The organism is Salinicola sp. RZ23 (genome assembly GCF_003206675.1).
GTDB lineage: Bacteria > Pseudomonadota > Gammaproteobacteria > Pseudomonadales > Halomonadaceae > Salinicola > Salinicola endophyticus.
Window position 1 is genome coordinate 12,370 of record NZ_PZJK01000022.1, and the last position, 23,626, is coordinate 35,995.

The window sequence follows — 23,626 nt, forward strand, 5'->3', positions numbered from 1 at the left end:
GCAGGAAAGCAGGAATGAAAAGAGGGCCACCACGCAAGCGCAAGGGCCCTCAGTCAGCACGGCCTAAAGGTGCTGGCTTCCGCGGCCCTTACGTTCCGCGCGTCCCTGGCAACAGAGCCTCATGCTCCGGGTTCCTGACAACGTCCACTCCCTGGACAAATGCAGCATAACCGCTAAGCAAGATTAGCGATACGAATGCATGGAGTTCCATCCAAGAGATTTGCAACGGAATGTAACGTATCTCCATGGCCCTCTCGTATCCGCTTCGACCAAGGTCATAAGCGCCTCTGATTTCCCGCCCGATAATTCGCCACCTTGCTGAAACTCTAGCGGTTTCAGGGGCGGCGGCGGACTTTTTCCGTATTAGACAAACTGATGAGACAGCGCACCCGGAGAAGACAAGCGCCTTCAGTAATTGTATCTTTCTGTAACTTATTCTCGGGATGCCGCGCCGCCACTTCACGCCCAGCCCCAGCCCCGAATCGCAAGCAAAAAAAAGCCCGCAGGGACGTGCGGGCAGAAGAATCCAATCCAGGACGCCGACAAGCCAGCGGGACGCGCTTGCAGACTACCTCTAACGATAATGTGCCCGCCCGAATAACGCAACACCCCGTCTCGGAATATTTTTTGACCTTCTCGACGCCGCGAGCCAAGGCCTTGTGAGGGGTAGGTTTGGCGCCCATCGCACCGCCAGTCGCCCCACGCTCTGCCCCCGCTCCGCCACGTGTCAGGATCAAGCCACCGCCCCCGCTGCCGATGATGACAAGGTTCATGATCCACAGGAAAAACGATGAGCAGCATCAACGGCATCGCGCTATCGTCAAAAAAATCGCCCCTCACCCACTGGGTCGTAGTCTGCGAGGAGTGGCGCGCCCTGGTCGACCGCTACTCCCGTGTGCTGGGCGGCGAAGAGCATATCTTCAACTTCACCGAACGCCCTCACCTGGGCGTGTTCAGCGCCGCCGCCTGGCGCGCCGGCTTTATCGCGATCGAAGAGTTCCGCTACGAAAAGCACTCTGACGACGCCGAATATCGATACGGCCGCTGCGATCTCTGGCTCGCCACGGACAACCTGCGGCGTCAGGACTATATCGAAGCCAAGCAGGAGGATATCCACCTTGGCGGCAAGAATGCCGAAGCCTTCGCGGCTCGCACCCTGGAAAGCGCCCTCTCGGCTGTGACCCTAACGCGGGGCGACCGCACCGACGTCAACAGTGTCGGCCTCGCCTTCTTCAATATCTGGTGCCCCAACCCGCAGGCGGTGACGTCAGCGCAGATTCTGGACTTTATCGAAGAGATGAAGGGATTCCGGAAGACGCTGGAATGGGACCTGATGAGCTGGACCTTCCCCGACGAGGCCAGAGGGAAGTACAACACCACCAAGGCCCTGGGGGCGGTGATACTGGCCAAGCGGCTGCCGAGGGGTTAGGTCGAGGGTGGGTGGTGCTGGCGGGTAGTCTTCGCTTCACACATCGAGGTGATGAGCGAAGCGAGGATAGGTTCTACAGAGGGAAAAGCGGGAGCACATTCAAATCACTTAACCGCCTTTCCTTGCACCATATTTAGGGCTGGACGATAAATAAAGGGAACCCAGTAAGTATCCTCACCCTTTGAATCACGTTTTTGGAAAAAGCCGATATCTACCAACCGCGCTGCCAATCTTGCCGTTTCTTCATCACTCGTATCCCAGAGTCGAGAAAGGGTTTCCAGATACTGCTCAGTTTTTTGTTCGGAAAGGGATTTTATAGCAGGTCTCAGCTCACTATTTTCTGCAAGAATAGTTTTCTCAAGACGCTCGCGAGACACTTCCTCATGAGCATTCTTGAAAGACTTCTCAGAAAAAAGCTTATCGCCAGAAAGCTCGCGATCACCAATTTCAATCCGATCAATCTCTACGTTTTTAGCAACTTCGAGAAGGTGAATTAATTCACGCGGAGCATATACTCTATTACCATCAACGATTCGAGACAGAATCCAATCAAACGATGTGGATTTTTTTGCCCCAATATCAACCTGCTCGGGAAAAGCCTTGTAGAAAACTTCAGTCTGATTCTCTGTATCAGAAAGAACATCGCTCACATTAAGGCCGTACAAGCTGACAACAGCTTCGTTATTGACAAACCGCCTGACGACTAGGTTCATTAGTCCGGCAGGATCCCAGCCAATGGTTAGAGTCTTCGTGATATGGCTTGCCTCTCGAAAACCTTCATCAACAATCCTGGCCCATATATCATCACGAATAAAGATCTTCAAATGCAACTTCGAATATGCCATAAAATCGAGATAGACACGAAAAAGAGATCTTAGTGCCCTTGTTTCGAGAGTAGCATTCTCGTAGAAGGCCACATCTAGACGGTCAAGTAAGATCCACACACTATACCCGTAGTCTATTAATGCTTGGTTAGCCTCTTCTAAAAGCTCATCTACAGAATTAAAACCTTTATCGATAAGATCTGCACTAGGTTCGCGCAACACAATCCGCCCAACCACGCCTACAATATTACCAGAGCTATCCAACTTTAGCTCTGTCTCAGTTGACTCAACTTTCGTGAGATTTTTAACATACTGTATTGCACTAGAAAGCAAACTTGACAAGTTGATTTTTTGAGGCAGCAACCTTGCTTCCCCAAGGTGGCGAATAATATTATCTGCACTGCGATTTTCAATACCATATTCTCTAAACGCAGCCCCTAGCAGGCTTAGAAAATAAAGCTTCCAAAGATTGGACAGCTCCTTCTCCGTGATATCCAAATGTGTTTCTAAGGTTTTAAAGGCTGGTGCCCCTTGAGGCTTCTCTGCACTCTTCAATATTACATTGTTATCGAGAAGCTGATACTCCTTTTGCAAGAGCAAAGAATATATAGCGCTCTTACCAGTCCCTTTGGCGCCGTATACAACATCGACCTCACCACTAACAATTCTCTTCCATTGATCTGTTTCGACAAAATACTCGGATAATTCGGAGCTTTCTTCTTCCGCAATTCGCTTGCCGAAAGAGATATTCTGCAAAATCGATTTCTTTTCTTGACGAGGCCCCAGAAGCATTAACACCCCTCCTACATAATAGTCAGCACATTACAGAATACGACTGAATAGCATCGCCGCTGGCGGCTTTTCCACAGGTACTAGCCAAGTCGTCGACCTCGTCGCAAGTCCAAAACTCAACGCCTTTGAAAGCGCGACTGTTTAACATGATAATCTTATTGATGCCAACCAGGCTCTCGGGCTTCTTTCAGAGTGCGCCAATGAGCGTAGTGTCATACGGCATGACACGCTGGCACTGCCACTGGCCGATAGTTTCCACAGAGTCGAGATCATCTAGCCTGATCAGTTCACATTCGTAGGCTGGTCTACCCAGACGTCAATCATGCACGGCAAAAACGCACACATCTATCTCCTTATACAGCAACTCCTAACGCCACCACACCCCTCCCCCACCCGCTTTGGTCGTAGGCGATCACCCCAGCGGCCGGGCGGCCGCCGGGGCGCGGGGCATCACTCGAAGTTGAACGACTGGCGGTTGTTCGCCGCGTTCGTCTCCATCTGCACACAGCCGTAAAGGGTGCTGTAGCTGCCACCCGGGGTGCCGACATTGGCAATCTCATGGCAACCCTGGCGCATGCTGGCCGGGAGCTGCGTCCAGACGGGCTTGAGGTTGTTATAAGCGGACTGCTCCATCTGAATACAGCCGTTATAGGTGAGATTGCTGAAACTGCCGCCGACTTGCGCCACCTGGTTGCAGTAGCCTTCGACGTCGTAGCGCGGCAGCTTGTCGGCATGGGCGGCGCCGGCCGCCAGCGAGGCGAGCAGCAGCGCGCCCAGGAACAGGCGTTTCATGGTGCGTCCTTCCTCAGCTCAGGGTCTGCACAACGCTCTGGACGTAGCTCGGGGTGAGCTGGCCGTAATCGAACGAGGCCTTGGCGCTGTCGTCGTGGAAGGCGGCGCTGAAGATCGCCAGGCCGATGAAGTAGATCACCGGGGAGACGATCAGGCTGACGATGAGCTGGGTGATGCCCATGCCGGTGCGCCCGCGGGTGATCACCACGATGGCGACGATGAAGGCGACGAGGTTGAGCGGCCAGCCGACGAAGACGCCGAGGCCGGGGAGCGGCAGCAGAAAGCAGAGCCAGGCGACGATCAGCAGCGCCCAGACGGCTTTGACGGGGGCGGATTTGCTGCCGTTGGCAGCGGGGGTGAGGGTGTTGTCGGTCATGGGGTCGATTCCCTTGCGGTATGGCGCAGCTCTGGCGGCCGCTTGTTGCCGGTGTGCGGGCTGGTCGCCCGTCGCTTCCGGTAGATCCTTGGTACTGCCCTGCTGCACCCGGGCCGGCGTCGGTCGCCGGCCCGGGCTGTTGTGGTTTACCCCTCCTGGTCCATGTCGACCAGGATGGTGGCTTCCCCTTTCTGCATGGCTCGGTCGATCAGCACGTTGGAGAGCCGCAGCGAGCGGGTCTCACCCTGGGCAAAGTTCACCGAGCCGAAGGTGATCGGATCGTCGTCGAGCCAGGACGCGAGCACAGCGGTGTCGACGTCACGCCCGAGGTCGTTGATCACCTGCAGGCGAACCTCGTACTCGGGCGTGGGCCCCAGGTTCTCGCGCTGCACCTTGTCGATGCGCTCGAGGACCGCCGGGGGGATGGCCAGCCCCAGCAGCCGACGCGGGTCGCTGGTGAGGCTGAGGGTGTCGGTGGAGACGAAGGTTTCGGCATCACCGTCACGGTCGATGGCGACCGGCAGCGAGAATTCGGCCCAGCTGGTGAGTTTCTGCTGGTAGCAGCTCTTGAACTCGGCCTGGGGGAAGATCGTCGGCACCTGCTCCTGGGCTTTCACCAGCGAACTCGAGGGGTTACGCGAATCTTCGTAGCTGTCGCAGCCGGGGATTTCGAAGCGCACCGTGCCGGGGATCTGGGTGACCGCCGGGTCGAGCAGTTGCGAGAGCGGTACTTCGACGCCGAACTCGGTCTTGCAGCCGGAGAGGGCAAGCAGGCAACCCAGGCCCGCCAGCCAGCGTGAACGTATCGACATTGTGTGTTCCCTTGCGTGTGTCTCGGCAGCTCTGGCGGCTGCTCGTTCCGGTTTGCGGGCGTGGTCGCCCGTCATGTTCGGTAGATCCTTGGTCTTACAACCTCAAAAAACCCTGCCCACCTTGCGCCAGCACTGGCCGATGATCTCCACCGAGGCGAGGTCGTCGGGCTTGATCAGTTCGCGCTCGTAGGCCGGGTTGTCGCTGATCAGTATCCAGGCGCCGCCGGCGACGCGCTGCACCCGCTTGAGGCGTAGCTCGTCATCCATGCGCAGCAGGAAGACGCCATCCGGCGTGCGCTGGGCACGGTTGACCAGCACCTGCTCGCGGTCGCGGATGGTGTCGCCCATGGAGTCGCCGCGGGCGGTCACGCCGACCACCTGAGCGGGGTCGACGCCATCGGCCTCGAACAGCGCGACGGGGAGATAGAAGGTCGCTTCGATGCGCTCGGCGTCGAAGATGCGCCCCGCCCCGGCGGCGGCTTCGATGTCGTACATCGGCACCGGCAGCGTGCCGTTGGGGTGAAGGTCAGCGCCGCTCGAAGCGCGGTCACCGCTCAGATAATGAATCCCCGCCTCGCGCACGCCCTCGGGCGTCTCCACCGCAGCGCGGCTATCGCCGCTCGATGCCGCGCCGGTCGATGCGCTGCCGGCCGACACCTGCCCCGACAAGACCTGGCCGGTCAGGACATGTCCCGTCAAAACCTGGCCCGTCAAGACAAAGTGCACATCCACACCGGCGCCGGCGGCGGCTTCGAGGTACTCCGCTCGCGGGCTGCGCTCGCCGCTCTCGTAGCTCGCCTGGGCGCGCTTGGAGACCCCGCACAGCCGCGCCAGCTCTTCCTGCGACAGGGAAAGCCGGTGTCTCTCCTGCTTGAGGCGGTCAGAAACGTGCACTTTTCTCCCTCTCACCCTTTGACAATTGCACGTTCGCGCAATAGCCTCTCCCATTAGATGCACAAACGTGCACTCAGCACGCCACCGGACCTCTCGGCGCCGACGTGCTCAAGATTCCACAAGGGAGAATATCACATGACGTCTCAGTCGCCCGTTAACCGCTCGCCCAACGGCTGCCGCTGCCAGGTGATGACCCAGCTCACCCCGGCGGAGCGCGACCGCTTCAAGGCGCTGGCCACGGCAGAGGGGCGTTCGCTCTCGGCCACCGTGCGCCTGCTCGCCCTGCGCGGCCTGGCCCAGCAGGCGGCGTCCGAGGCGCCGGTCTCTCCGCTCGCCCCGGTCATGACGACCACGCCGAACACATCGATCACACCGATCACATCGACCACACCGAACACATCAGCCACACCGATCACCTCGATCACCTCGATCACCTCGATCACAAACCCCGACGACGCGCGCTAGGGCGTTCTCCCGGCGCGGGATCACGTCTTCGCCCGCCGCCCTCGCCCTGTCGATCTCCATCTGTCTTTTTTTCATGAGGTGAGCGCCGATGCGCAATCTCTGGACCTGCCCTGAATGCGGCGCGCCGAGCCGGCTGCGCCACTCCCGGCATCTGCCGGGCGGGCCTGATCTGAGCTACCAGCAGTGCACCGAGCCCGCCTGCGGCTGGTGCGGTCAGGCGCAGCACAGCGTGCGCAAGACCACCACGCCCTCGGCCCTCGCCCCGGCGGCCCAGCTCGCCCGCCAGCAGGCGGTGGCAGAGACGGAGACCGACGAGACGCGCCCCCAGTGGCGCTGCCCGGCGTGCCACTCCCGCTGCCGAGTGCGCTCCTCCAAGCAGCTGCTGCCGGACTACCGGATGGCCTATCTGCACTGCACCTTCGGCCCCTGCGGCTGGACCGGCCAGGGCGACTACGTGGTGCTGGAGACGGTGAGCCCCAGCGGCATCCCCAATCCGGGCTATGCACGACGTCTGGCGGCGCATCTGCCCTACCGCCCGGCCCCAGCGATGGCGCCGTTGCCGTCACGGGACGCTGAGCGCGACGACACAGACGCCGCTGCCGACGCCACGGCATCCGCCACGCCCCGGCATCCGTGAGGTCCGCCATGCGCGCTCCCGAATCCACCTCGCTTTCCGCTCAGCCGCCCGCCACCGAGCTCCCGTCGGACGGCCGCGCCGGCTTCGGTGCCCTGCGCGCCGAGCTGCACGCGCGCTGTGCCGATGAGGATCTGGCGTCGCTGTGGGCCGGGCTGAAGCTGGGCGAGCGCAAGGCGATCGTCGCCAGCGCCGGGCTGCACCCGCGGGATGCCGAGGCCGCCATCGCTGCCCTCGACCGCTTTGAACGCCGGGCGATTCGTGCCGCCATCGGCCGCATGAGCCGCTATGCCCAGGCGCTCCACGCCAGCCTGCGGGGCCAGCGCTCGGCGCCGCATCCCAGCCGGGCGCTGGCCACCAATGCCCGCCGCGCGCTGGATCGCGGCGATATCCCCGGGGCCCGCCACTGGCTGGGGCTGATCGAACGAGGTGAGCCGTGAGCGCTATCGAGTCTTCCTGCACCCTCGAGACTTCCTGCGCCCTCGAGACTGGCCGCGCCCTCGAGACTGCCCGCACCTTCGGCACCCCCGAGTGCCGGCAGTGGCGCCAGGGTTTCTTCGAGCGCCTGCCGACCTTGGCCGAGGCGCTGGCCGCCGGCTTCGTTGCCGTGGCCCGCCGCCACGGCAACGCCGCCGGTAACCGCTGGCTGGCGCGCCGGGCCGCTGGGCTGATCGAGCCGGAGCGGGTGTGCCGGCGCTTTCCGACCCTGGCCGCCGACCTGCGCCGCGCCTTCGCGGAGCTCCGCCGCCAGGGGGAGACGCCGCTGGACGGCATCGCCGCCGGCTGCGCCTGGCTGGAGACGGTCGAGACACGCCTGACCCTGGGCGCCTTCAACGCCAGCCACGACGATGACGCCCTGATCGATTACGCCCGCGCCCAGGCCCGGGGCGTGGAGGACGTGCGCCACCAGCTCGTCGGCAATATCGCCGGCCACAACCGCCGCCAGCGTCTGGGGCTGCTGCCGCCGCCGCGCCGCCTCTCGCCGCTGCCGGGGGCGACCCTCTCCGCCCAGGCCCGGGCCCGCGCCGCCCGCATCGCCCGCGGCCCCAACCCGTTGACCCCACCGCGCCGCGACGTGCCGCTGCTGTCTCTCTTCACCTGGCAGCGCGCCCCGCTGATGACCCTGGCGGTGGCCGACACCCTGGCGCTGGAACGCGCCCGGGCCCGCGCTCGCCGTCACGGTATCGCCCCGCCCAGCCTGCGCTTGAAGCCGGCGTCCCAGCTCGCCCGGCTGAGCTGCGAGCGCTGGTGGCGGCGTCAGTTGCGGCGTCTCGCCGGGCGGCGTCTGGAGCAGGTGCTGCGCGAAGCGCGCCGGGTGCACAAACGTGCAGGCATCTACTGCAGCGAGCTCACCCTCACCCGCCGCCGGGCCCAGAAGGTGCGCAATCGTGCCCTACTGGAGACGCTGGAGGCGATCAACCAGGCGGGGCAGACCTACACCCTGGCCGAGCTGGCTGAATTGGGGCTGGCCAACCCGGACCACCGCCGCGCCGAGCTGATGCTGCGCATCCGCGATACCGAGGTCGAAGCGCGGCGTCTGGGCCATGTCGGCCTCTTCTTCACCCTGACCGCGCCGAGCCGCTTCCACCCGGTGCTCGCCGCCAGCGCCCAGCGCAACCCGAAGTACGACGGCAGCACCCCGCGCGATGCCCAGCAGCATCTGCAGGCGCTGTGGGCCCGGGCCCGCGCCGCCCTGGCCCGGGAGGGCCGCGGCCTCTACGGCATCCGCGTGGTCGAGCCACACCACGACGGCACCCCCCACTGGCACCTGCTGGTGTGGGCGAAGCCCGAACACGCCGCGGCGGTGACCGAGACCCTGCGCGGCTACGCCGAGGCGGAGTCGCCGGAAGAGCTCTACGACCGCGGCGGGCAGAAGACCCAGGCGCGCTTCAAGGCCGAGACCATCGACCCCGCCCGCGGCACCGCCGCCGGCTACGTGGCCAAGTACATCTCCAAGAACCTCAACGGCGAGCAGTTCACCCGCGCCGGGGTCGAGGGCGACCACCTCGACCGCTACGGCCAGGCGCTGACCGACGCCGCCCCGCGCATCGAGGCGTGGGCGGCGACCTGGGGCATCCGCCAGTTCCAGTTCCTCGGCCTGCCCAGCGTCACCGTCTGGCGCGAGGTGCGCCGGCTGACCGAACGCCAGGCGGACACCCTGCAGCAGTGGGAAGCCGCCACCCGCCCGCGCCCCAGCATCGCTCGGGTGCTGCACCGGGTGCGCGCCGCCGCCCTGGCCGGCCAGTGGGACCGCTACCTGCGCCTGATGGGCGGGCCCAATGCGCCGCGCAAGTTGCAGCCGATCAAGCCGTGGTCGATCCCCGCCTTCCGCCGCGCCCAGGCCGGCGACGACGTCAGCCACGCCAGCGGCGAGGTCAATCCGGGGCTGGTCGAACGCGGCCGCTACGGCGACGAGATCCGCGTGCCCAAGGGGCTGGTGGTCAGCGACCGCCGCGGCCATGCCGCCGAGTACCTCACCCGCCTCTACCGCTGGGAGGTGCGCCCCAGGCGCCGCCTGGCCGTGGGCGGGGTGTCTGGCGAATTTTCGGGAGGCGGCGCAGCCGCCGATCCTTGGACTTGTGTCACTAACTGTACGGACCCCGCTTCTTATACGACCACGACGCGTCCGGTCTCTACGGCCCCCGCGTCTCAACCCCTGACGACGCTGCCGCGCCATCTGCTCACCCCGCGGGCGCCGACCCCAGACGAGCTGGAGGCCCAGCTCGCCCGTTACCGCGAATGGCGCGCGAGCGAAGCCGCCCGCGCCGAGGTGGAGAACGCCGATGTCGAACAGCGCCTGATCCGCGCCCTCGCCCGGCGCCAACCGCCACACACCCCCAGGCCCGCCACCGCCGCCCCGCCCGCGAGGCCAGGCGCCGGTGACGGCTTGCCCGCGCCCCACTGACCCGGAGCGACCCATGACTCAGACACTGCCCCCGAACACGAACACGAACCCGAACCCGAACAGGAGCCAGACCATGACCACGACCTTGACCCCGAGCCAGCACCCGGCCCACGCCAGGAGCGGCGCCGAGAAGATCGCCCGCGGCACCCTGCAGGAGGCGGGCGAGCTGGCCGTGCTCAGCGATGCCAGCGGCGCCACCCGCCACCGCTACGCCCTGGTGATCGCCTTCGACAGCGAAGAAGCCCTGCGCCAGGCCGTCACCCACCACCGCTGCGCCTACCGCGATGGCCAGCATGTCCAGGAGCTGACCCATGGCTGATCTTGCCGACAACGCCCTTGCTGTGATCGAGCGCCATCTCACCCAGTCGCTGGCCCGCCACCGGCTGCCCGAGGCCCAGGCCAGCGCCGACGAGTGCGCCGACTGCGGCGAAGAGATTCCCGCCGCCCGGCGCGCCGCCGCGCCCTGGAGCGAGACCTGCATCGACTGCCAGTCGCTGCGCGAACGGAGGCAACGCCATGTGCGCTGATCTTTCTATTGGCGGCTCCGACGCCAGCCGCGGCGCTGTATACGGCTCCGACGCCAGCCGGAAAGCCAACCTCGGCGCTCCATGCGGCCCCGACGCCAGCCGCGGCGCTGGATACGGCTCCGACGCCGGCCCGCATTCCGGCGTGCTCGGCTGCGAGGCGCTGCGCCAGATCACCGGCTACCAGCGTCCGGCGGATATCGCCCGCTGTCTGCGTGAACAGGGCGTGCGGGTGTTCCATGGCCGCCGCGGCCCCTGGACCACCCTCGACCTGATCAACCAGGCCGGCGGGCTCGGCGACCCCGCCGCCAACGACACCCTCGACCCGCGCCAGGTGCTGTGACCTGGCGCGTCACGCGCCTCGAACCGGACTTGACCCCGATCTGAACCGGAATTGAACCAGACCCGAGTCGGACCCGAACCAGACTCGAACCAGAACAAGGACGCCACCATGCCCGCTGCCGATACTGCCGCCCAACCCCGCGGCGAAGCGCGCCATACCGCCCGAAGCCGCGGTGCCGCTGATAACGCCGCCCAGCCCCGCGGCGAAGCTCTCCATACCGCCCAACGCCACGGCGAAGCGCGCCATACCGCCGGAAGCCGCGGCAAGGCCGATCACGCTGGCGAGAGCGGCCGCCGGCGCCATCATCCGGCGATCCCCGCGCATATCGACCAGTCGCGGCTGCCGCCGGGGATCTACTTCGATGCCCGCGGCCGCGGGCGCTGGTATCGGCAGTACCGCGACGAGGCCAACCGCCTGCGCCGGCGCAATGTCGCCGACGCCCAGGCGACCCTGGACGAGCTGCGCCAGATCGCCGCCGACCGCGACGGGCTCGACCGCGACTCGCTGGCCTATCTCGCCGCCGCCTTCCACGCCGCCGAGCAGTTCCAGCAGCTCGCCCCGCGCACCCAGCAGGATTACGCCTGGTGCCGCAAGCTGCTGATCGAGATGCCGACCAAGCTGGGCAAGCCCCTGGGCGAGCTGCCCACGCGCCAGTTCCAGCCGGCGCTGGTCCAGCGTCTGGTCGACCGCATCGCCAGCGACGGCACCCCGGCCAAGGCCAACCATCTGCTGCGCTACCTGCGCCGGCTGTTCCGCTGGGGCATCAACCGTGGCTACTGCGACACCAACCCGGCCCGCGGCGTCGAAGCCGCCCGCGAACGCCGCCGCCGCCGGCTGCCCGAGCTGGAGACCGTGGCCGCGCTGACCGAGTTCGCCCGCGAACGCGGCCAGCGCCGCCGGGGCGAAGCTGGCGCCTGCGCCCCCTATCTCTGGATCGTGATGGAGCTGGCCTATATCTGCCGCCTGCGCGGTATCGAAGTGGTCACCCTCACCGACGCCCACCACACCCCGGCGGGCGTGCACACCAACCGCCGCAAGGGCAGCCGCGACAGCGTGATCCGCTGGTACCCGCGCCTGCGCCACGCCTGGGACGCCGCCACCCGCCACCGGGATGCCCTGTGGCGCGCCCGCGCCCTGCCGGTACCCCAAGACGCCGCCGCCCGGCCGCTGATCGTCGCCGCCGACGGTGCCGCCCTGCAGAAATCGAGCCTCGACAGCGCCTGGCAGCGCTTCATCCGTCTCGCCATCGCCGAACGCGTGATCCGCCCCGAGCAGCGCTTCGGCCTGCACGACCTCAAGCGCCGCGGCATCACCGACACCGCCGGCACCCGCCACGACAAGCTCGAAGCCAGCGGCCACCGCTCGGCAGCGATGATGGATGTCTACGACCTCAGCGTCCCCCTCGTGCCCTGGCCCGGCTACGACGCCACGGCGCCCTGAGCGGCGCCGGTGCGGCCTGCGCCGAACCCGACACGATACGACCTGACACGACACGAACTGACACGACGCGACACCGCGACACGATCTGACGCGACACGACGAGACGCGAGACGACGCCAGGCCCCACAGACCCGGCGCGCCGCGCGCCCCCGGAGGCGACCCCGATGAGCAAGACCCTCGAGCTGTTCCCGGCGATCCCCGATGACGCCGCGGCCACCCCCAACGACCCGGCGCTGCTGGCCAAGTGGCCCGGCGGGCTCGTCGATCTGATCCACACCCTCGAGCGCACCTTCCGCGACGCCGGCGCCGAGCCGCACCAGGCGCGCCACTGGGCCTTCACCACGGTGCGCGCCCTGGCCACCCACCATGGCGGCCACTCCTTCTATCTGCCCCGGGGCCAGCGGCTGGAGACCGCCCTGCGCGACCGCGAGATGTTCGAAACCTTCGACGGCACCCGCGCCAGCATCACCGCCCTGGCCGCCCACCACCGTCTCAGCGAGATGCATGTCTACGCCATCATCGCCCAACAGCGGCGGTTGGCCCGGGCGCGACGCCAGCCGGCACTGCTCTAGGCGGCCCGGCGCCAGAAAGATCAGCCGCGCAACGCCGGCCCGGCCGGGGGTGGCGGGCGCCTCCCTCCCTGAACGCGGTTGGCGTCCTCGTTGACGAACACGAGGCGCCACGGCACCGAAGACAGCGCACCGCCAGGGCGCTGTAAACCCTTCCCTGGGCGTGACTTCCGCCATCCCTGGCGTCAGCCCCTGGCGTTAGCGCTGCCCCGGCCCGACCACAAGCAGCCCTCTGCCCTCTCGATCTTCCTCGCAGCGCCCCGATCTTTCGTAAAACGCCTTAACTGGGTTGGCCGCCCCGCGGCCGTCAAGCTGGGCCCTGTTCAACCAGCCCCTGGCCATCCGCGCCCCGCGCCGGAGCCAATGTTCCATCAGCCGCCGACCGGCGGGGAGACTTGACGTGAGCAACCAGAAAACCAACCGTCGCGTGATTCGCTTCGGCCTCGAATCGAGCTACAACGCCGAGGCCATGCCCGCCGAGATGGCGGCGATCCAGCCCACCTCGATCGAGGTGACGCCGCTCTCCGGCGACGATATCCAGCGCAGCGTGATCCGCCCCTACTACGGCAACACCCCCGGCCTGCCCGGCGAGAAGCATATGCAGGTGCAGCTCGCGGTCGAGATGGTGTCGCCGGAGAGCGCCGGCAGCGCACCGCCCTGGGGCAGCCTGCTGCGCGCCTGCGGCTTCGCCGAAACGCTGATCGCCGCCGACGGCGATACCCCGGCCCAGGTCGTCTACACCCCGGTGTCGGACAACGAAGCCTCCGGGCGCCTCTACTGCCATGTCGACAAGACCCTCCACGAAGGCCGCGGCGCCCGGGGCACGGTGCAGTTCGCGCTCAACGCCCAGAGCGTGCCGACCATGACCGTCACCTTCATGGCGCTGCTGCGCCCGATCGTCGACGCCGCGCTGCCGACGGTGGATCTGAGTGCCTGGCAGGCGCCGCTGGCGATCAACAGCGCCAACACCGACCTCAGCGTCTTCGGCCGCGACTCGACCCCGTTCAGCCAGTTCAGCCTCGACATGGCGGTACAGACCCGCCACCGCACCGTGGTCGACGCCAACGACGTCGCCATCACCGGGCGCGCCCCCTCCGGCTCGATGCAGATCGACGACCCGGGCGTCGCCGAGATCAACTTCTTCCAGCGCGCGCTGGCGCGGGAACCGGGCCCGATCGTCTTCGCCCACGGCACCGAAGCGGGCAAGACGCTGGAGCTCAACCTGCCGCGGGTCACGATCCAGGCGCCGAGCTACGCCGACGACGAAGGCGACCAGATGCTGACCATCCCCTACACCCCGGAACCGGTCGCCGGCGACGACGAAGTGCGCATCGTCTGCCGCTGACGCCCGCGCCGCTGTTTAGCCGGCCGCTGTTTAGCCGGCCGCTGTTTAGCCGGCCCGAAGCCGCCGGCGACGCCGGCAGCGCCAGAGCCGGGGCGCCTAAAGCGCCACGTCGCCGAGCGCAGGCCGTTTTCAGATCACATGTCGATCCACAGGAGAGCCACCCATGTTCACCCTCAACCCCAAGCGCACCTACCAGCAGCCGGTCGTCGTCACCCTCTACGACGAGCAGGGCAAGGAGCAGAGCGGGCGCTTCACCGCCACCTTCAAGGTGCTGCCCCACGACGAAGCCCAGCACCTGCCGGAGGAGACCAAGCTGCTCGACGCGGTACTGGTCGGGGTCAGTGATATCGAAGTGCCGGGCGAGCACGGCGAGCCGCTGGCCGGCGAGGCGCTGCTCGAGGCGGTCAAGAACGACCCGGCGGCCAGCGTCGCGCTGATCAGCGCCTACCACGACAGCATCACAAAAAAGAACCGGCCCAGAACCTGATCGACGCCGGCGCCTTCTGGGCCCGGGGCGCCCGGCGCCCGCCGGCACGCAGCGTGGCCGAGTTCCACCGCGAGTGCGCCGAGCTGGGCATCCGGGTGCCCGAGACGCTGGACCTCGACGACACCCCGGAAACCTTCGCGGTGCTGCCGGAGAACTGGGAGGCGCTGGCGCTCTTCCTCGACTGCGCGACCCAGTGGAAGCCGACCCCGATGGGCGGCGTGAGCGGGCTCGACTACGCCGCCCTCAAGGTGGTGATGGAGCTCTCCGGTGTCGCCCCCGAGCAGGCCCAGGCGCGCTTTCAGCAGATTCGAAGGCTTGAGCGCGGGGCGCTGGAGGCGATGCGGGAGACCTAGCGGAAAAGGGCTGCGCTCGCCGACTTTTCAGATGGCGATTGAGGGCTGCGCTCGCCGACTTCTCAGATAGCACTCACGCGCTGTAGCAGGAGCACGTTTTCGATGGCCAATGATTCCCTCCTCAGGGTCACCCTGACCGCCGACGCCCGGCCGCTGACCGGCGTGCTGCGCGACAGCGCCCAGGCGCTCGACACCTTCGCCGGCGACGCCGAGCGCAGCGGCCAGCGCTTCGCCGCCGCCATGGCGGACAGCGACCGGGCGCTGGAGACGGTCAATGGCCATCTCCAGCGCCTGGAGGGCCTGGGTCGGGCCGCGGGCGGGCAGCTCGCCGCCCTCGGCCGCGCCGGCGTGGGCGCCCTGCGCGATCAGGCCAGGCAGCTGGCCGAGACCGAATCGCTGGCCCAGGCCCTCGGGCTTAGCGCCACTAAGCTGCAAGAGTGGCAGCACGCCGGCCAGCAGGTGGGGCTGCAAGCCAGCCAGGTCGGCGAGATCTTCACCCGGCTCCAGACCACCCTGGGCGAGCTCGGCGCCGGCGGCGATGGCGGCGATGGCGCCGCGGCCGGGGTGTTCGCCCAGCTCAATCTCGATCTGCGCGAGCTGCAATCCCTCGACCCGGATGCCCAGCTACAGCAGATCACCGAGGCGATCGCCCGCCTCGACGACCCCGCCCAGCGCACCCACGCCTTCGAGACCCTGGCCGAAGGCGCCTCGCGGCTCAACCCGCTGCTGCAGGCGGGCGGGCTGCGGCTGCGCACCTACAGTGAGGAGGCGCGCACCCTGGGTGTGGCCCTCTCCGGCCTCGAACTGGCCGACGCCGCCGAGGCCGACCGCGCCCTGCGCCAGGTCGGCGCCGCGGTGGAAGGGCTCGGCAACCAGCTTCTGGTCGCCCTCGGGCCGAGTCTGGCCGCCGCCGCCGACGGCCTGAGCGGGCTGATCCGCGACGCCGGCGGCATGCGCGCGGTGTTCGACGGCCTGGTCACCACCGGCCAGGTGCTGGCTTCGCTCTACGCCGGGCATCTGGCCCAGAGCCTGGCGACCTACGCCACCGGGGCCCTGGCCGCCAACGGCGCCTCGCTCACCCTGACCGGCACCCTGCGCGCGCTGCGCGGCGTGATGGCCACCGCCTTTGGGCCCTTGGGCGTCGTCGTGGCAGCCGCCGGCATGCTTTACACCTTCCGTGAAGAGTTGGGGCTGACACAGCATCAAGTGGGGCTGACGGAGGATGAACTTTCCGACTTCAACGATCAGCTCGACAAGATGTCCGATAAGGATCTCGGGCAATCTCTCCAGTCGTTGAATCGGCACCTGGAAGAAGCCACGCTCAAGGCGGCGGCGGCTCGGGAAGAACTCGCCAAGCTACAAGCCGAAGACGACGGTTACAGCATCACTGGTATCGGCAACCTCGGTGATCAGGTTTCGGGTATCAATGCGCTCGGTGAAGCCCAGGAGAATCTGCGCGAGATCGAGCAGAAGCTGGCCGCTGCCCGTCAGGAACAGGGAGCACGATCGTTCAAGACGCTCGACCAGTGGCTGTTCAAGGTCGATGAATCAGCCCAACAACTGAGCGACACGCAAACAGAAGCGGCCAAGGCGCAGCGGCAGTACGAAAACAGCCTCCAGTCATTGCTGGACACGCTGTATCCGCTACAGAAAAGTCAGCGCAAATACGCCGAGCAAAAGGCCATCCTCACCGAATACTCGCTGCGCGAGAACAAGTCGGTGGCGTGGCTCGAGGACGCCTATGCGCGCCTCGACAAGCAATATCAGAACTCAGGCGATGCCGCCCAGACCTATGGCCTCGACGCCAGCCAGGCGACCCGGCGCGTCACCCAAGAGACCAGCATGCTCTCGCGCACTCTGGATCAGATGGTCGCCGGGCTCGACGACACCTTCCAGGGCTTCTGGCAGCGCCTGCTGGGCGGCGCCAAGACCTCCTTCGAGGGGCTCAAGACCCAGGCGATCTCGGCCCTGGCAGAGATCATCCACACCTACACCACCAAGCGTATCGTCGCCTCGCTGGGGCTGTCGGTAGGGGGCTCGCTGGCCGGTACCGGCAGCGCCCTGGCGAGCGGCACGGGCGGCGGATTCGGCGGCAGTGGCCTGGATCTGGCCAGCCTGGGCAAGACGCTCTACCAGGGCATCACCGACGGCTTCGGGGCGATCGCCTGGACCGGCGCCACGCCGACGATCAACGCCGGACTGGGGACGAGCGGCGGCCTCTCCAGCCAGGCGCTGGCCGGTGCCAACAGCGCCCTCGGCGGCGCCAGCCCCGGCCTCTGGGGCGGCTCGTTCTCCAACTTCACCGGCTTCAATGGCCTGGCGAGCCTCGGCGCGGCCTACGCCGGTACCCAGGTGGGCAACAAGCTCGGCTCCTCGCTATTCGGCAAGCAGGCGAATTCAAACCTGGGCGCGACCCTCGGCGGTGGCGTCGGCACCTTCTTCGGCGGCTCCCTCGGCGCCTTCGCCGGCTCGACCCTGGGCGGCATGGTCGATTCGCTGTTCGGCAGCCACCGCGACTACAAGGCGCGCTTCGAGAACCGGGCCAGCGACAATCAGGCGGGATTCCGGCACGGCGGCGGCCGGGAGTCCGCCTTCGGCGCTTACGGCTTCACCAAAAAGACCAAATACGAACCCAAGGATCTACAGAAGCTGCTCGATGCCCTGGTCGCCCTCGACCAGACCCTGGCCAGCGGCGCCAGCGCCGAGCAGATCGAGACGGTGCGAGATGCCCTCGATGGCTGGTCGACCAAGCTCCATAACGACTCCCTGGGCAAGATCATCACCCGCCGCTATGCGGTGATCACCCAGGCGCTCGCGCAAAGCGCCTCCGAGGTGACCGCCTCGCTGATCGACCGGGTCGGCGTGATCAACGCGAAGACCGCGGAGAAGGCGGTGCCGCAGCTGGCCCAGGCGCTGCAGCTCGGCAATCTGATCGATGGCCTCGGCGACAGCGTGCGTCACTACGCCGTCGGCGTGGTCAGTGACACCCGCCGCTCGATGGAGGACGCGCTGGCCCAGATCACCGCCGGGGTGGGGGCGCATGCCGCGGTCTCGGCGATCTCGGATCAGTTGAACCTGAGCTTCGATAACATGGGGGATCGTGCGGTCGAGGCGGCCCTGAACCTGCAGCAGCTCGCCGGCGGCCTCGACGCCCTGCAGAGCCAGGCCCAGCGCTACTACGCCAACTTCTTCAGCGAGAGCGAGCGCCAGCAGCGCGCCATCGCTCAGCTCACGCCGACGCTCCACCGCGCGGGGCTCTCGGCCTACTCGACCCGCGAGCAGTTCCGCGCCGTGGTCGAGTCCCTCGATCTCAACAGCGCCGCCGGGCGCCAGACCTACAGCGAGCTGATGGGCATCGCCGATGCCTTCGCTGCGATCTCTGACCCGATCCAAGAGACGAACCAGTCGTTGCAAGACCTGCAGGCGGCGGCCCAGTCGCAGGTGGAGACCGCCAAGGATGCGGTGCGCCGGGCCTATGAGACCTTCGCCGGCCAGGCCTTCGATCAGCGCATCACCCTGCTCGAGCTGGCCGGCCGCGAGCAGGCCGCGCTCAGCCTGCAGCGCCAGCAGGAGCTGGAGACGCTGGATGCCTCGCTGCGCCCGATCCAGCAGCGCATCTGGGCCCTGCAGGATGAGCAGCAGGCGCTGGCCGCGGCGCGTCAGGCGAGTGACGACTACCGCCGTGCCCTGGCCCAGGCGTCGAGCCAGCTCGCCCAGACCCTGGGCAGCATCGGCGTCTGGGTCGATCAGCAGCAGGCCAGCGGCGGCGCCCCCGGCCCCAATCTGCAGGCGGCCCAGGCGCAGTTCGCACGCCAGTTGGTCAAGGCCCAGAGCGGCGACCGCGACGCCCTCGGCGGGCTGACCCAGTACGCCGAGCGCTACCAGCAGGCGGGGGCGGCCTACTACGGCTCCGGCAGCGGCTATCAGCGTATCCGTGGCGAGATCGTCGCGGCCCTCGGCGCGCTGCCCGATCAGGTCAGCGCCGAGCAGTACGTGGCCGCGGAGATCAAGGCCGCACTGGCGAGCGCCGTCGATCAGTTGCCCGGCGGCATCGCCTCGGCGCTGGACCCGCTGTTCGCGGCGCTGGATACCAACCTGGATGGCCTGCTCACCTTCGGCGAGCTGCAGACCGGGCTTCAAGGTATCGCCTCGGACGCCCAGATCCGCAGCCTGATCCAGCAGCTCGACCGCGACGGCGATGGCCAGATCTCGGCGCTGGAGGCGATCAAGGGCGCCACCGACCGGGTCGATGGCAACACCGGCACCCTCGAATCCCGCGCCCTCGATCAGCTGCGCCAGCTCACCGGGCTGAGCGCGGAGATGAGCCGCACCACCGATCAGTTCATCACCCTCAATACCACCATGCAGAGCCTGCAGGAGGCACTGGTGGCGCTGGGGCTGGCCCAGCAGCAGGCGGCCGAGATCGAGGCCCGGCGGCGGGCGGCCGAGGCCGCCGAGAAGCAGCGCATCGCCCAGGAGCGGGCCCGCACGCTGGCCGAGCAGCGCAAGACGCTGCAGGGCGAGATCCGCTCGCTGCAGGCGACCTACGATGGCTACCAGAAGGTGATCGCGTTCAACCGCGACCCCAACGCCACCGGCTCGAGCACCCGCGGCGGCCTGGCCGAGCACTACAAGTACCACAAGAACGTGCGCCGCGGCGCGTCGTCCCTGGATGACCTGCTCTCGGGCGATTACGACTACCGCTACCGCCCCGGCCTGCCCACCTCGAAGCGGGTGCGCGAGCTGCTCAAGGGCTACAACGAAGCGGTCCAGAACAGCGATTCGGTGGCCCAGCAGCTCACCCTGCTCAAGCAGTCCCTCGACCGCCTGCCGACCTACAACATCGGCGGGGCCTTCGGCGGCGCCGAGATCATCACCCAGCCGACGCTGTTCAATACCGCGCTGATGGGCGAGGCGGGGCCGGAGGCGATCATGCCGCTCTCCCGCGGTGCCGATGGCTCCCTCGGGGTGCGCCTCGATGGCGCGCCGGCCCCGGTGGGGGGTGGCGGTAACCGGGAGAGCGCCGAGCTGGCGCCGCTGCTCGAACGTCTCGCCCGGCTCACCGCCGAGAACACCGAGCTGCTGCGCCGGATCGAGGCCCACGAGGGCGCCGGGGTGCGGGTGGCCCAGGCCGGCCATCAGCGCTCGATCGACCAGCTCACGCGCATCGCCGACAGCAACCAGGCGCTGGATGACCGCGCCCGACTGGAGGCGCTGGCATGACCTGGCTGCTCACCATCGAGGCCCGCGACCCGGAGAACCGGCCCTGCGTGCTGCGCTTCTCCGACGGCGCCTACGACGCCCCCGACGACACCCTCTACCTGCCGCGCATCCAGCAGCCGGGGCTCTATCAGGCCGGGCTCTATGCCGGCGGGGTGGTCGGCGTCGAGCGCTCCGGGGTCGGCGAGACCACCCTGATCAACGCCGATGGCGGCTTGGATTACCTGGCCGACTACGCCGTGGATGGCCGCGCGGTAGTGCTCCGGCTGGCCACCGAGGCGGGCGTGCGCGAGGTGCTGCGCGGGACCGCCGCCGGGCTCAGCCACCAGCGCCAGACGGTGGCGCTCACGCTGCGCGCGCCCCAGGCGCTGCTGCAGCGCCCGCATCCCTACCAGACCTACGCCGGCAGCAATGCGCTGCCCGAGGGCGTCGAGGGCACCGCCGACGATATCCAGGGCCAGCCCAAGCCGCGGGTCTATGGCGACGTGCGCAACGCCCAGCCGGTGCTGGTCAACAGCGCCAGGCTGATCTACCAGGTCAGCAGCCGCGACGACTGCCGAGTCGCGGCGGTCTACGACAAGGGCGCCGCGCTGACCGCGGGGGCGGAGTACGCCTCTCTCGACGCCCTCCAGACCACCGCCCCGGCCGCCGGCGAGTGGCGCGCCTGGCGCGGCTATCTGCGTCTGGGCGCCCCCCCGGCGGGCAGCCTGACCTGCGACGCCCATACCGCGCAGCGGGAGATCGAGGCGGTGATCGCCGCCCTCTGCGCCGAGGTCGACCAGCCCTGCGACGCCTCCGCCCTGGCCGGGCTGGGCCGGGTCGGGCTCTATGTCACCGACAGCGCCAACACCGCCGATCTGCTCGACCGCCTGGTCACCGCCGGCGGCTGGTGGCGGCTCGACGCCGAAGGCACGCTGCGCGCCGCCCGGCTCGAGCCCCCACTCACGCAGACCGGTGACACGCCGACGACAATCCACGACCACGAGATCGTCAGCCTCGAGCGCAAGGCCACCGGGGCCAGCAGCGACGGCCTGCCGATCTGGCGGGTGACGCTGCGCGCCGACCGGCTCGAAACGACGCAGACCGATCTCGCCGGGGTGGTCGACGAGGGGCGCCGGGCGCGCCTCGGGCGCCAGTACCGGGAGGCGATCGCCGAGCGCCCCGAGGTGCTCGAACGGCATCCGCTGGCCGGCGAGCTGACCCTCGACACCTGCCTGCGGGACCTCGACGACGCCCAGGCCGCCGCCGAAGCGCTTCTCGCACTGGTCAGCGTACGCCGCGACCGGGTGACCCTGGAGGGGCGGGTGAGCCACCACCGGCTGGCGATCGGCGAGCGGGTCACCCTCGTCACCCCGCGCCAGGGCTACGCCGCCGGCCGCACGCTGCTGGTGCTCGGCCAGCAGATCAATGCCCGTAGCGGGCGACTCACACTGGAGCTTTGGGGCTGATGGCACTGAATCCCGACACGATCACCCTGTGCTGGCCCAACCGGGTCGAGCGCGCCACGCTCTCCGGCGGCGACTGGCTGGCGAGCCTGCCGTTGACGCTGGCCCAGGACCCGACACTCGCCGTGCGCTGCAAGAGCGTGGACGCCGACCCGGCCTCGACCTGGTTCGATATCACCCTGGACAAGCCGCGGCCGATCCAGTGCCTGGCGATCGCCGCCCACTCCTTCTCCGCCCCGGCGCGCTACCGGGTACGGATCTACGGCGATGTGGACCAGCGCTTCCTGCTCTGGGACAGCGCCTGGCAGACCGTCTGGCCGCAGCTCTTCGCCACCGCGGAGCTGGAGTGGGAGTACGACAACTACTGGCTCGGCACCATCGCCGAGGAGGATCGCGACCTCTACACGCCGCTGCTGACGGTGTTCGCCGACGACGTTCAGCTCGCCCAGAGCGTGCGGGTCGAGATCGACGACGCCGGCAACCCGGAGGGCGCGGTGCGCTTCGGCCGGCTCTTCCTCGCCGACGCCTGGCAGCCGGCGACCAACGTCTCCTACGGCATCCAGCACGGCTTCGACAATGCCACCGAGTTCGCCGAGGCCGGCGACCGCACCGAGTACGCCGATGTGAAGCGCCAGCGGCGCACCGCCACCTTCACGCTCGACTGGCTCAGTGAAGAAGAGGCCTACCAGCGTCTCTACTCGCTGCAGCGGGTGCTCGGCACCCACGGCGAGCTGGTCTACGCCTTCAATCTCGCCGCCCGGCCGGAGAACTTCGCCCGCACCTTCCTCGCGCGGCAGCAGCAGCTCGACCCGCTCGCCCAGCCCTACGCCTTTACCCATACCCATAGCCTGAAACTGCTGGAGATCCTCTGATGGCAACAGTCACCTTTCCCGACGATCTGGGCGGCGACGGCCTCACCGTCACCGACGACGCCAACCCGGATACCGGCCTCGCCGCCGGTGGTCACCGCCTGCGCTTCGTGCCGGCGCTCAACAACACCGTCGCCATGGCCCGCACCGCGGCGGACCAGGCCGCCGCCGCCAAGCAGAGCGAGACGGCAGCGGCGGCGAGCCGATCCGCGGCCAAGAGCAGTGAGACCCGCGCCGCTAACAGCGCCTCAGCGGCCAACAGCAGCAAGACCGCCGCCGCCGATAGCGCCAAGGCGGCGGCACGCTCGGCGGAGAGCGTCGACGCCGACCAGATCATGCATAAACGCGGCTCGGGGCTGGCGAACGAAGTCGGTACCGCGGCGACGAGGGATGTGGGAACGGCCGATGGCGAACTGATGGAGGTGGGGGCCTGGGGCCTGGGTGGAACGGCTCCAGACATCGCGGACGAATTTGGCCGCGATTTCGACACTTGGATAAGGGATAACAAGATCGGCACCATCGCCACCCAGTGGTCCAATGGACCCTTGGGCGATGGCAACTATACCGGACTATTAATCAATTTATCCCGTGTCTACATGAACTTCATCTATCAGAAGTTTATAGGCGTCAGCGACTTGTATATCTATGAGCGTATAGGCGACATATCGAAAAAAGAGTGGGGAAAATGGTCTCGTTGCTTCAACGCCGGCAGCGTCTCCGATGACAGATCCGATTTTCTCTTCAAGCACTACGAGAATGCTAACGGCAGCGTGATCAAATTTGGAGATGGCTCCGCAATCGCGCGTAAAAGCTTTTTCGCACTGACCGAGGATGCTGGCACCGTAGGGAGCAATCGCATCAAGCAAGCGGTTTGGACACTTCCGCTACGCGCCGTCAGTTCAGGATCGGTCACACCTTCCATTGTTTTCGCCGATGGCACCGACTATGCCGGAAAAGAGATCAGATACGAGGACATGTGCTATCTCAGAGCTTACCCCAGCGGCAACGGATCAACGGTAGTCGCGCAGATCGGTGACTTGCAAAAACGTGACTTGGCTGACTACACGCCACGCGTTCACCTTACCGCGACGTACAACTGGAGATAGTC

Annotated in this window: 22 protein-coding genes; 17 read left to right on the forward strand and 5 right to left on the reverse strand. The window is 67.1% G+C overall.

The window, feature by feature from the left end; genetic code table 11:
* Positions 1-790 precede the first annotated feature (790 nt).
* Entirely contained in the window at positions 791-1,429 is a 639-nt protein-coding gene (locus DOM67_RS19075) for a hypothetical protein (protein ID WP_110678815.1), read from the forward strand.
* Between the two features lie 104 nt (positions 1,430-1,533).
* Here DOM67_RS19075 and DOM67_RS19910 read toward each other — a convergent pair whose 3' ends face one another.
* The 5 genes from DOM67_RS19910 to DOM67_RS19100 form a co-directional block, all read right to left on the reverse strand.
* On the reverse strand, positions 1,534-3,045 hold the full coding sequence (locus DOM67_RS19910; RefSeq protein ID WP_157958918.1) for a hypothetical protein: 1,512 nt from the start codon (positions 3,043-3,045) through the stop codon (positions 1,534-1,536).
* A 450-nt stretch (positions 3,046-3,495) separates the two neighbouring features.
* Positions 3,496-3,837 carry a hypothetical protein gene (locus DOM67_RS19085; protein ID WP_110678818.1) on the reverse strand — a complete coding sequence of 114 codons (342 nt, stop codon included), beginning with the start codon at positions 3,835-3,837 and terminating at the stop codon, positions 3,496-3,498.
* 13 nt (positions 3,838-3,850) lie between these two features.
* Positions 3,851-4,213 carry a hypothetical protein gene (locus DOM67_RS19090; protein WP_110678820.1) on the reverse strand — a complete coding sequence of 121 codons (363 nt, stop codon included), beginning with the start codon at positions 4,211-4,213 and terminating at the stop codon, positions 3,851-3,853.
* A gap of 146 nt (positions 4,214-4,359) precedes the next feature.
* Positions 4,360-5,025 carry a hypothetical protein gene (locus DOM67_RS19095; RefSeq protein ID WP_110678821.1) on the reverse strand — a complete coding sequence of 222 codons (666 nt, stop codon included), beginning with the start codon at positions 5,023-5,025 and terminating at the stop codon, positions 4,360-4,362.
* 102 nt (positions 5,026-5,127) lie between these two features.
* Positions 5,128-5,919 (reverse strand): LexA family transcriptional regulator, encoded by a 792-nt coding sequence (locus tag DOM67_RS19100; RefSeq protein WP_198651877.1) that lies wholly within the window; start codon positions 5,917-5,919, stop codon positions 5,128-5,130.
* Between the two features lie 135 nt (positions 5,920-6,054).
* On the opposite strand from DOM67_RS19100, the gene DOM67_RS19915 reads away from it, so the two are divergent.
* From DOM67_RS19915 to DOM67_RS19180, 16 genes are all read left to right on the forward strand, one after another.
* The gene (locus DOM67_RS19915) at positions 6,055-6,384 is read left to right on the forward strand and encodes a hypothetical protein (protein WP_157958919.1); all 330 of its coding nucleotides are present in this window, start codon (positions 6,055-6,057) and stop codon (positions 6,382-6,384) included.
* 88 nt (positions 6,385-6,472) lie between these two features.
* Positions 6,473-7,021 (forward strand): ogr/Delta-like zinc finger family protein, encoded by a 549-nt coding sequence (locus DOM67_RS19110; protein ID WP_110678825.1) that lies wholly within the window; start codon positions 6,473-6,475, stop codon positions 7,019-7,021.
* A gap of 8 nt (positions 7,022-7,029) precedes the next feature.
* Positions 7,030-7,458, forward strand: coding sequence for a hypothetical protein (locus DOM67_RS19115; protein ID WP_110678827.1), 429 nt, complete (start codon positions 7,030-7,032; stop codon positions 7,456-7,458).
* Positions 7,455-9,923, forward strand: a complete 2,469-nt coding sequence (locus tag DOM67_RS19120; protein ID WP_110678828.1) for a replication endonuclease — start codon at positions 7,455-7,457, stop codon at positions 9,921-9,923. Before DOM67_RS19115 ends, DOM67_RS19120 begins: the two co-directional genes overlap by 4 nt.
* 73 nt (positions 9,924-9,996) lie before the next feature.
* Entirely contained in the window at positions 9,997-10,242 is a 246-nt protein-coding gene (locus DOM67_RS19920) for a hypothetical protein (RefSeq protein WP_157958920.1), read from the forward strand.
* Complete coding sequence (locus DOM67_RS19130; protein ID WP_110678829.1) at positions 10,235-10,450, forward strand: TraR/DksA C4-type zinc finger protein; 216 nt, start codon at positions 10,235-10,237, stop codon at positions 10,448-10,450. The genes DOM67_RS19920 and DOM67_RS19130 overlap by 8 nt, the downstream gene beginning before the upstream one ends.
* The gene (locus tag DOM67_RS20035; RefSeq protein WP_198651878.1) at positions 10,440-10,790 is read left to right on the forward strand and encodes a DUF4224 domain-containing protein; all 351 of its coding nucleotides are present in this window, start codon (positions 10,440-10,442) and stop codon (positions 10,788-10,790) included. Before DOM67_RS19130 ends, DOM67_RS20035 begins: the two co-directional genes overlap by 11 nt.
* A gap of 108 nt (positions 10,791-10,898) precedes the next feature.
* Positions 10,899-12,230, forward strand: coding sequence for a hypothetical protein (locus DOM67_RS20195; RefSeq protein ID WP_232825321.1), 1,332 nt, complete (start codon positions 10,899-10,901; stop codon positions 12,228-12,230).
* 164 nt (positions 12,231-12,394) lie between these two features.
* Complete coding sequence (locus DOM67_RS19145) at positions 12,395-12,802, forward strand: Mor transcription activator family protein (protein ID WP_110678832.1); 408 nt, start codon at positions 12,395-12,397, stop codon at positions 12,800-12,802.
* Between the two features lie 397 nt (positions 12,803-13,199).
* Complete coding sequence (locus tag DOM67_RS19150; RefSeq protein ID WP_110678834.1) at positions 13,200-14,144, forward strand: phage tail tube protein; 945 nt, start codon at positions 13,200-13,202, stop codon at positions 14,142-14,144.
* A gap of 163 nt (positions 14,145-14,307) precedes the next feature.
* A complete protein-coding gene (locus tag DOM67_RS19155; protein ID WP_110678836.1) occupies positions 14,308-14,631 on the forward strand; it encodes a hypothetical protein in 324 nt (107 codons plus the stop codon).
* 53 nt (positions 14,632-14,684) lie between these two features.
* The gene (locus tag DOM67_RS19160; protein ID WP_157958921.1) at positions 14,685-14,984 is read left to right on the forward strand and encodes a DUF1799 domain-containing protein; all 300 of its coding nucleotides are present in this window, start codon (positions 14,685-14,687) and stop codon (positions 14,982-14,984) included.
* A gap of 102 nt (positions 14,985-15,086) precedes the next feature.
* Positions 15,087-20,207, forward strand: a complete 5,121-nt coding sequence (locus DOM67_RS19165; RefSeq protein ID WP_110678840.1) for a hypothetical protein — start codon at positions 15,087-15,089, stop codon at positions 20,205-20,207.
* On the forward strand, positions 20,204-21,652 hold the full coding sequence (locus DOM67_RS19170; protein ID WP_110678842.1) for a hypothetical protein: 1,449 nt from the start codon (positions 20,204-20,206) through the stop codon (positions 21,650-21,652). The genes DOM67_RS19165 and DOM67_RS19170 overlap by 4 nt, the downstream gene beginning before the upstream one ends.
* Complete coding sequence (locus DOM67_RS19175) at positions 21,652-22,521, forward strand: hypothetical protein (RefSeq protein WP_110678844.1); 870 nt, start codon at positions 21,652-21,654, stop codon at positions 22,519-22,521. Before DOM67_RS19170 ends, DOM67_RS19175 begins: the two co-directional genes overlap by 1 nt.
* A complete protein-coding gene (locus DOM67_RS19180) occupies positions 22,521-23,624 on the forward strand; it encodes a hypothetical protein (protein ID WP_110678846.1) in 1,104 nt (367 codons plus the stop codon). Before DOM67_RS19175 ends, DOM67_RS19180 begins: the two co-directional genes overlap by 1 nt.
* Positions 23,625-23,626: the final 2 nt, after the last annotated feature.

Coding starts and splice junctions, on each gene's coding strand:
- DOM67_RS19910 (WP_157958918.1), bottom strand. CDS start 3,045: ATGCTTCTGGGGCCTCGTCAAGAAAAGAAATCGATTTTGCAGAATATC.
- DOM67_RS19170 (WP_110678842.1), top strand. CDS start 20,204: ATGACCTGGCTGCTCACCATCGAGGCCCGCGACCCGGAGAACCGGCCC.
- DOM67_RS19075 (WP_110678815.1), top strand. CDS start 791: ATGAGCAGCATCAACGGCATCGCGCTATCGTCAAAAAAATCGCCCCTC.
- DOM67_RS19085 (WP_110678818.1), bottom strand. CDS start 3,837: ATGAAACGCCTGTTCCTGGGCGCGCTGCTGCTCGCCTCGCTGGCGGCC.
- DOM67_RS19130 (WP_110678829.1), top strand. CDS start 10,235: ATGGCTGATCTTGCCGACAACGCCCTTGCTGTGATCGAGCGCCATCTC.
- DOM67_RS19145 (WP_110678832.1), top strand. CDS start 12,395: ATGAGCAAGACCCTCGAGCTGTTCCCGGCGATCCCCGATGACGCCGCG.
- DOM67_RS20035 (WP_198651878.1), top strand. CDS start 10,440: ATGTGCGCTGATCTTTCTATTGGCGGCTCCGACGCCAGCCGCGGCGCT.
- DOM67_RS19095 (WP_110678821.1), bottom strand. CDS start 5,025: ATGTCGATACGTTCACGCTGGCTGGCGGGCCTGGGTTGCCTGCTTGCC.
- DOM67_RS19180 (WP_110678846.1), top strand. CDS start 22,521: ATGGCAACAGTCACCTTTCCCGACGATCTGGGCGGCGACGGCCTCACC.
- DOM67_RS19915 (WP_157958919.1), top strand. CDS start 6,055: ATGACGTCTCAGTCGCCCGTTAACCGCTCGCCCAACGGCTGCCGCTGC.
- DOM67_RS19920 (WP_157958920.1), top strand. CDS start 9,997: ATGACCACGACCTTGACCCCGAGCCAGCACCCGGCCCACGCCAGGAGC.
- DOM67_RS19110 (WP_110678825.1), top strand. CDS start 6,473: ATGCGCAATCTCTGGACCTGCCCTGAATGCGGCGCGCCGAGCCGGCTG.
- DOM67_RS19155 (WP_110678836.1), top strand. CDS start 14,308: ATGTTCACCCTCAACCCCAAGCGCACCTACCAGCAGCCGGTCGTCGTC.
- DOM67_RS19090 (WP_110678820.1), bottom strand. CDS start 4,213: ATGACCGACAACACCCTCACCCCCGCTGCCAACGGCAGCAAATCCGCC.
- DOM67_RS19165 (WP_110678840.1), top strand. CDS start 15,087: ATGGCCAATGATTCCCTCCTCAGGGTCACCCTGACCGCCGACGCCCGG.
- DOM67_RS19115 (WP_110678827.1), top strand. CDS start 7,030: ATGCGCGCTCCCGAATCCACCTCGCTTTCCGCTCAGCCGCCCGCCACC.
- DOM67_RS20195 (WP_232825321.1), top strand. CDS start 10,899: ATGCCCGCTGCCGATACTGCCGCCCAACCCCGCGGCGAAGCGCGCCAT.
- DOM67_RS19175 (WP_110678844.1), top strand. CDS start 21,652: ATGGCACTGAATCCCGACACGATCACCCTGTGCTGGCCCAACCGGGTC.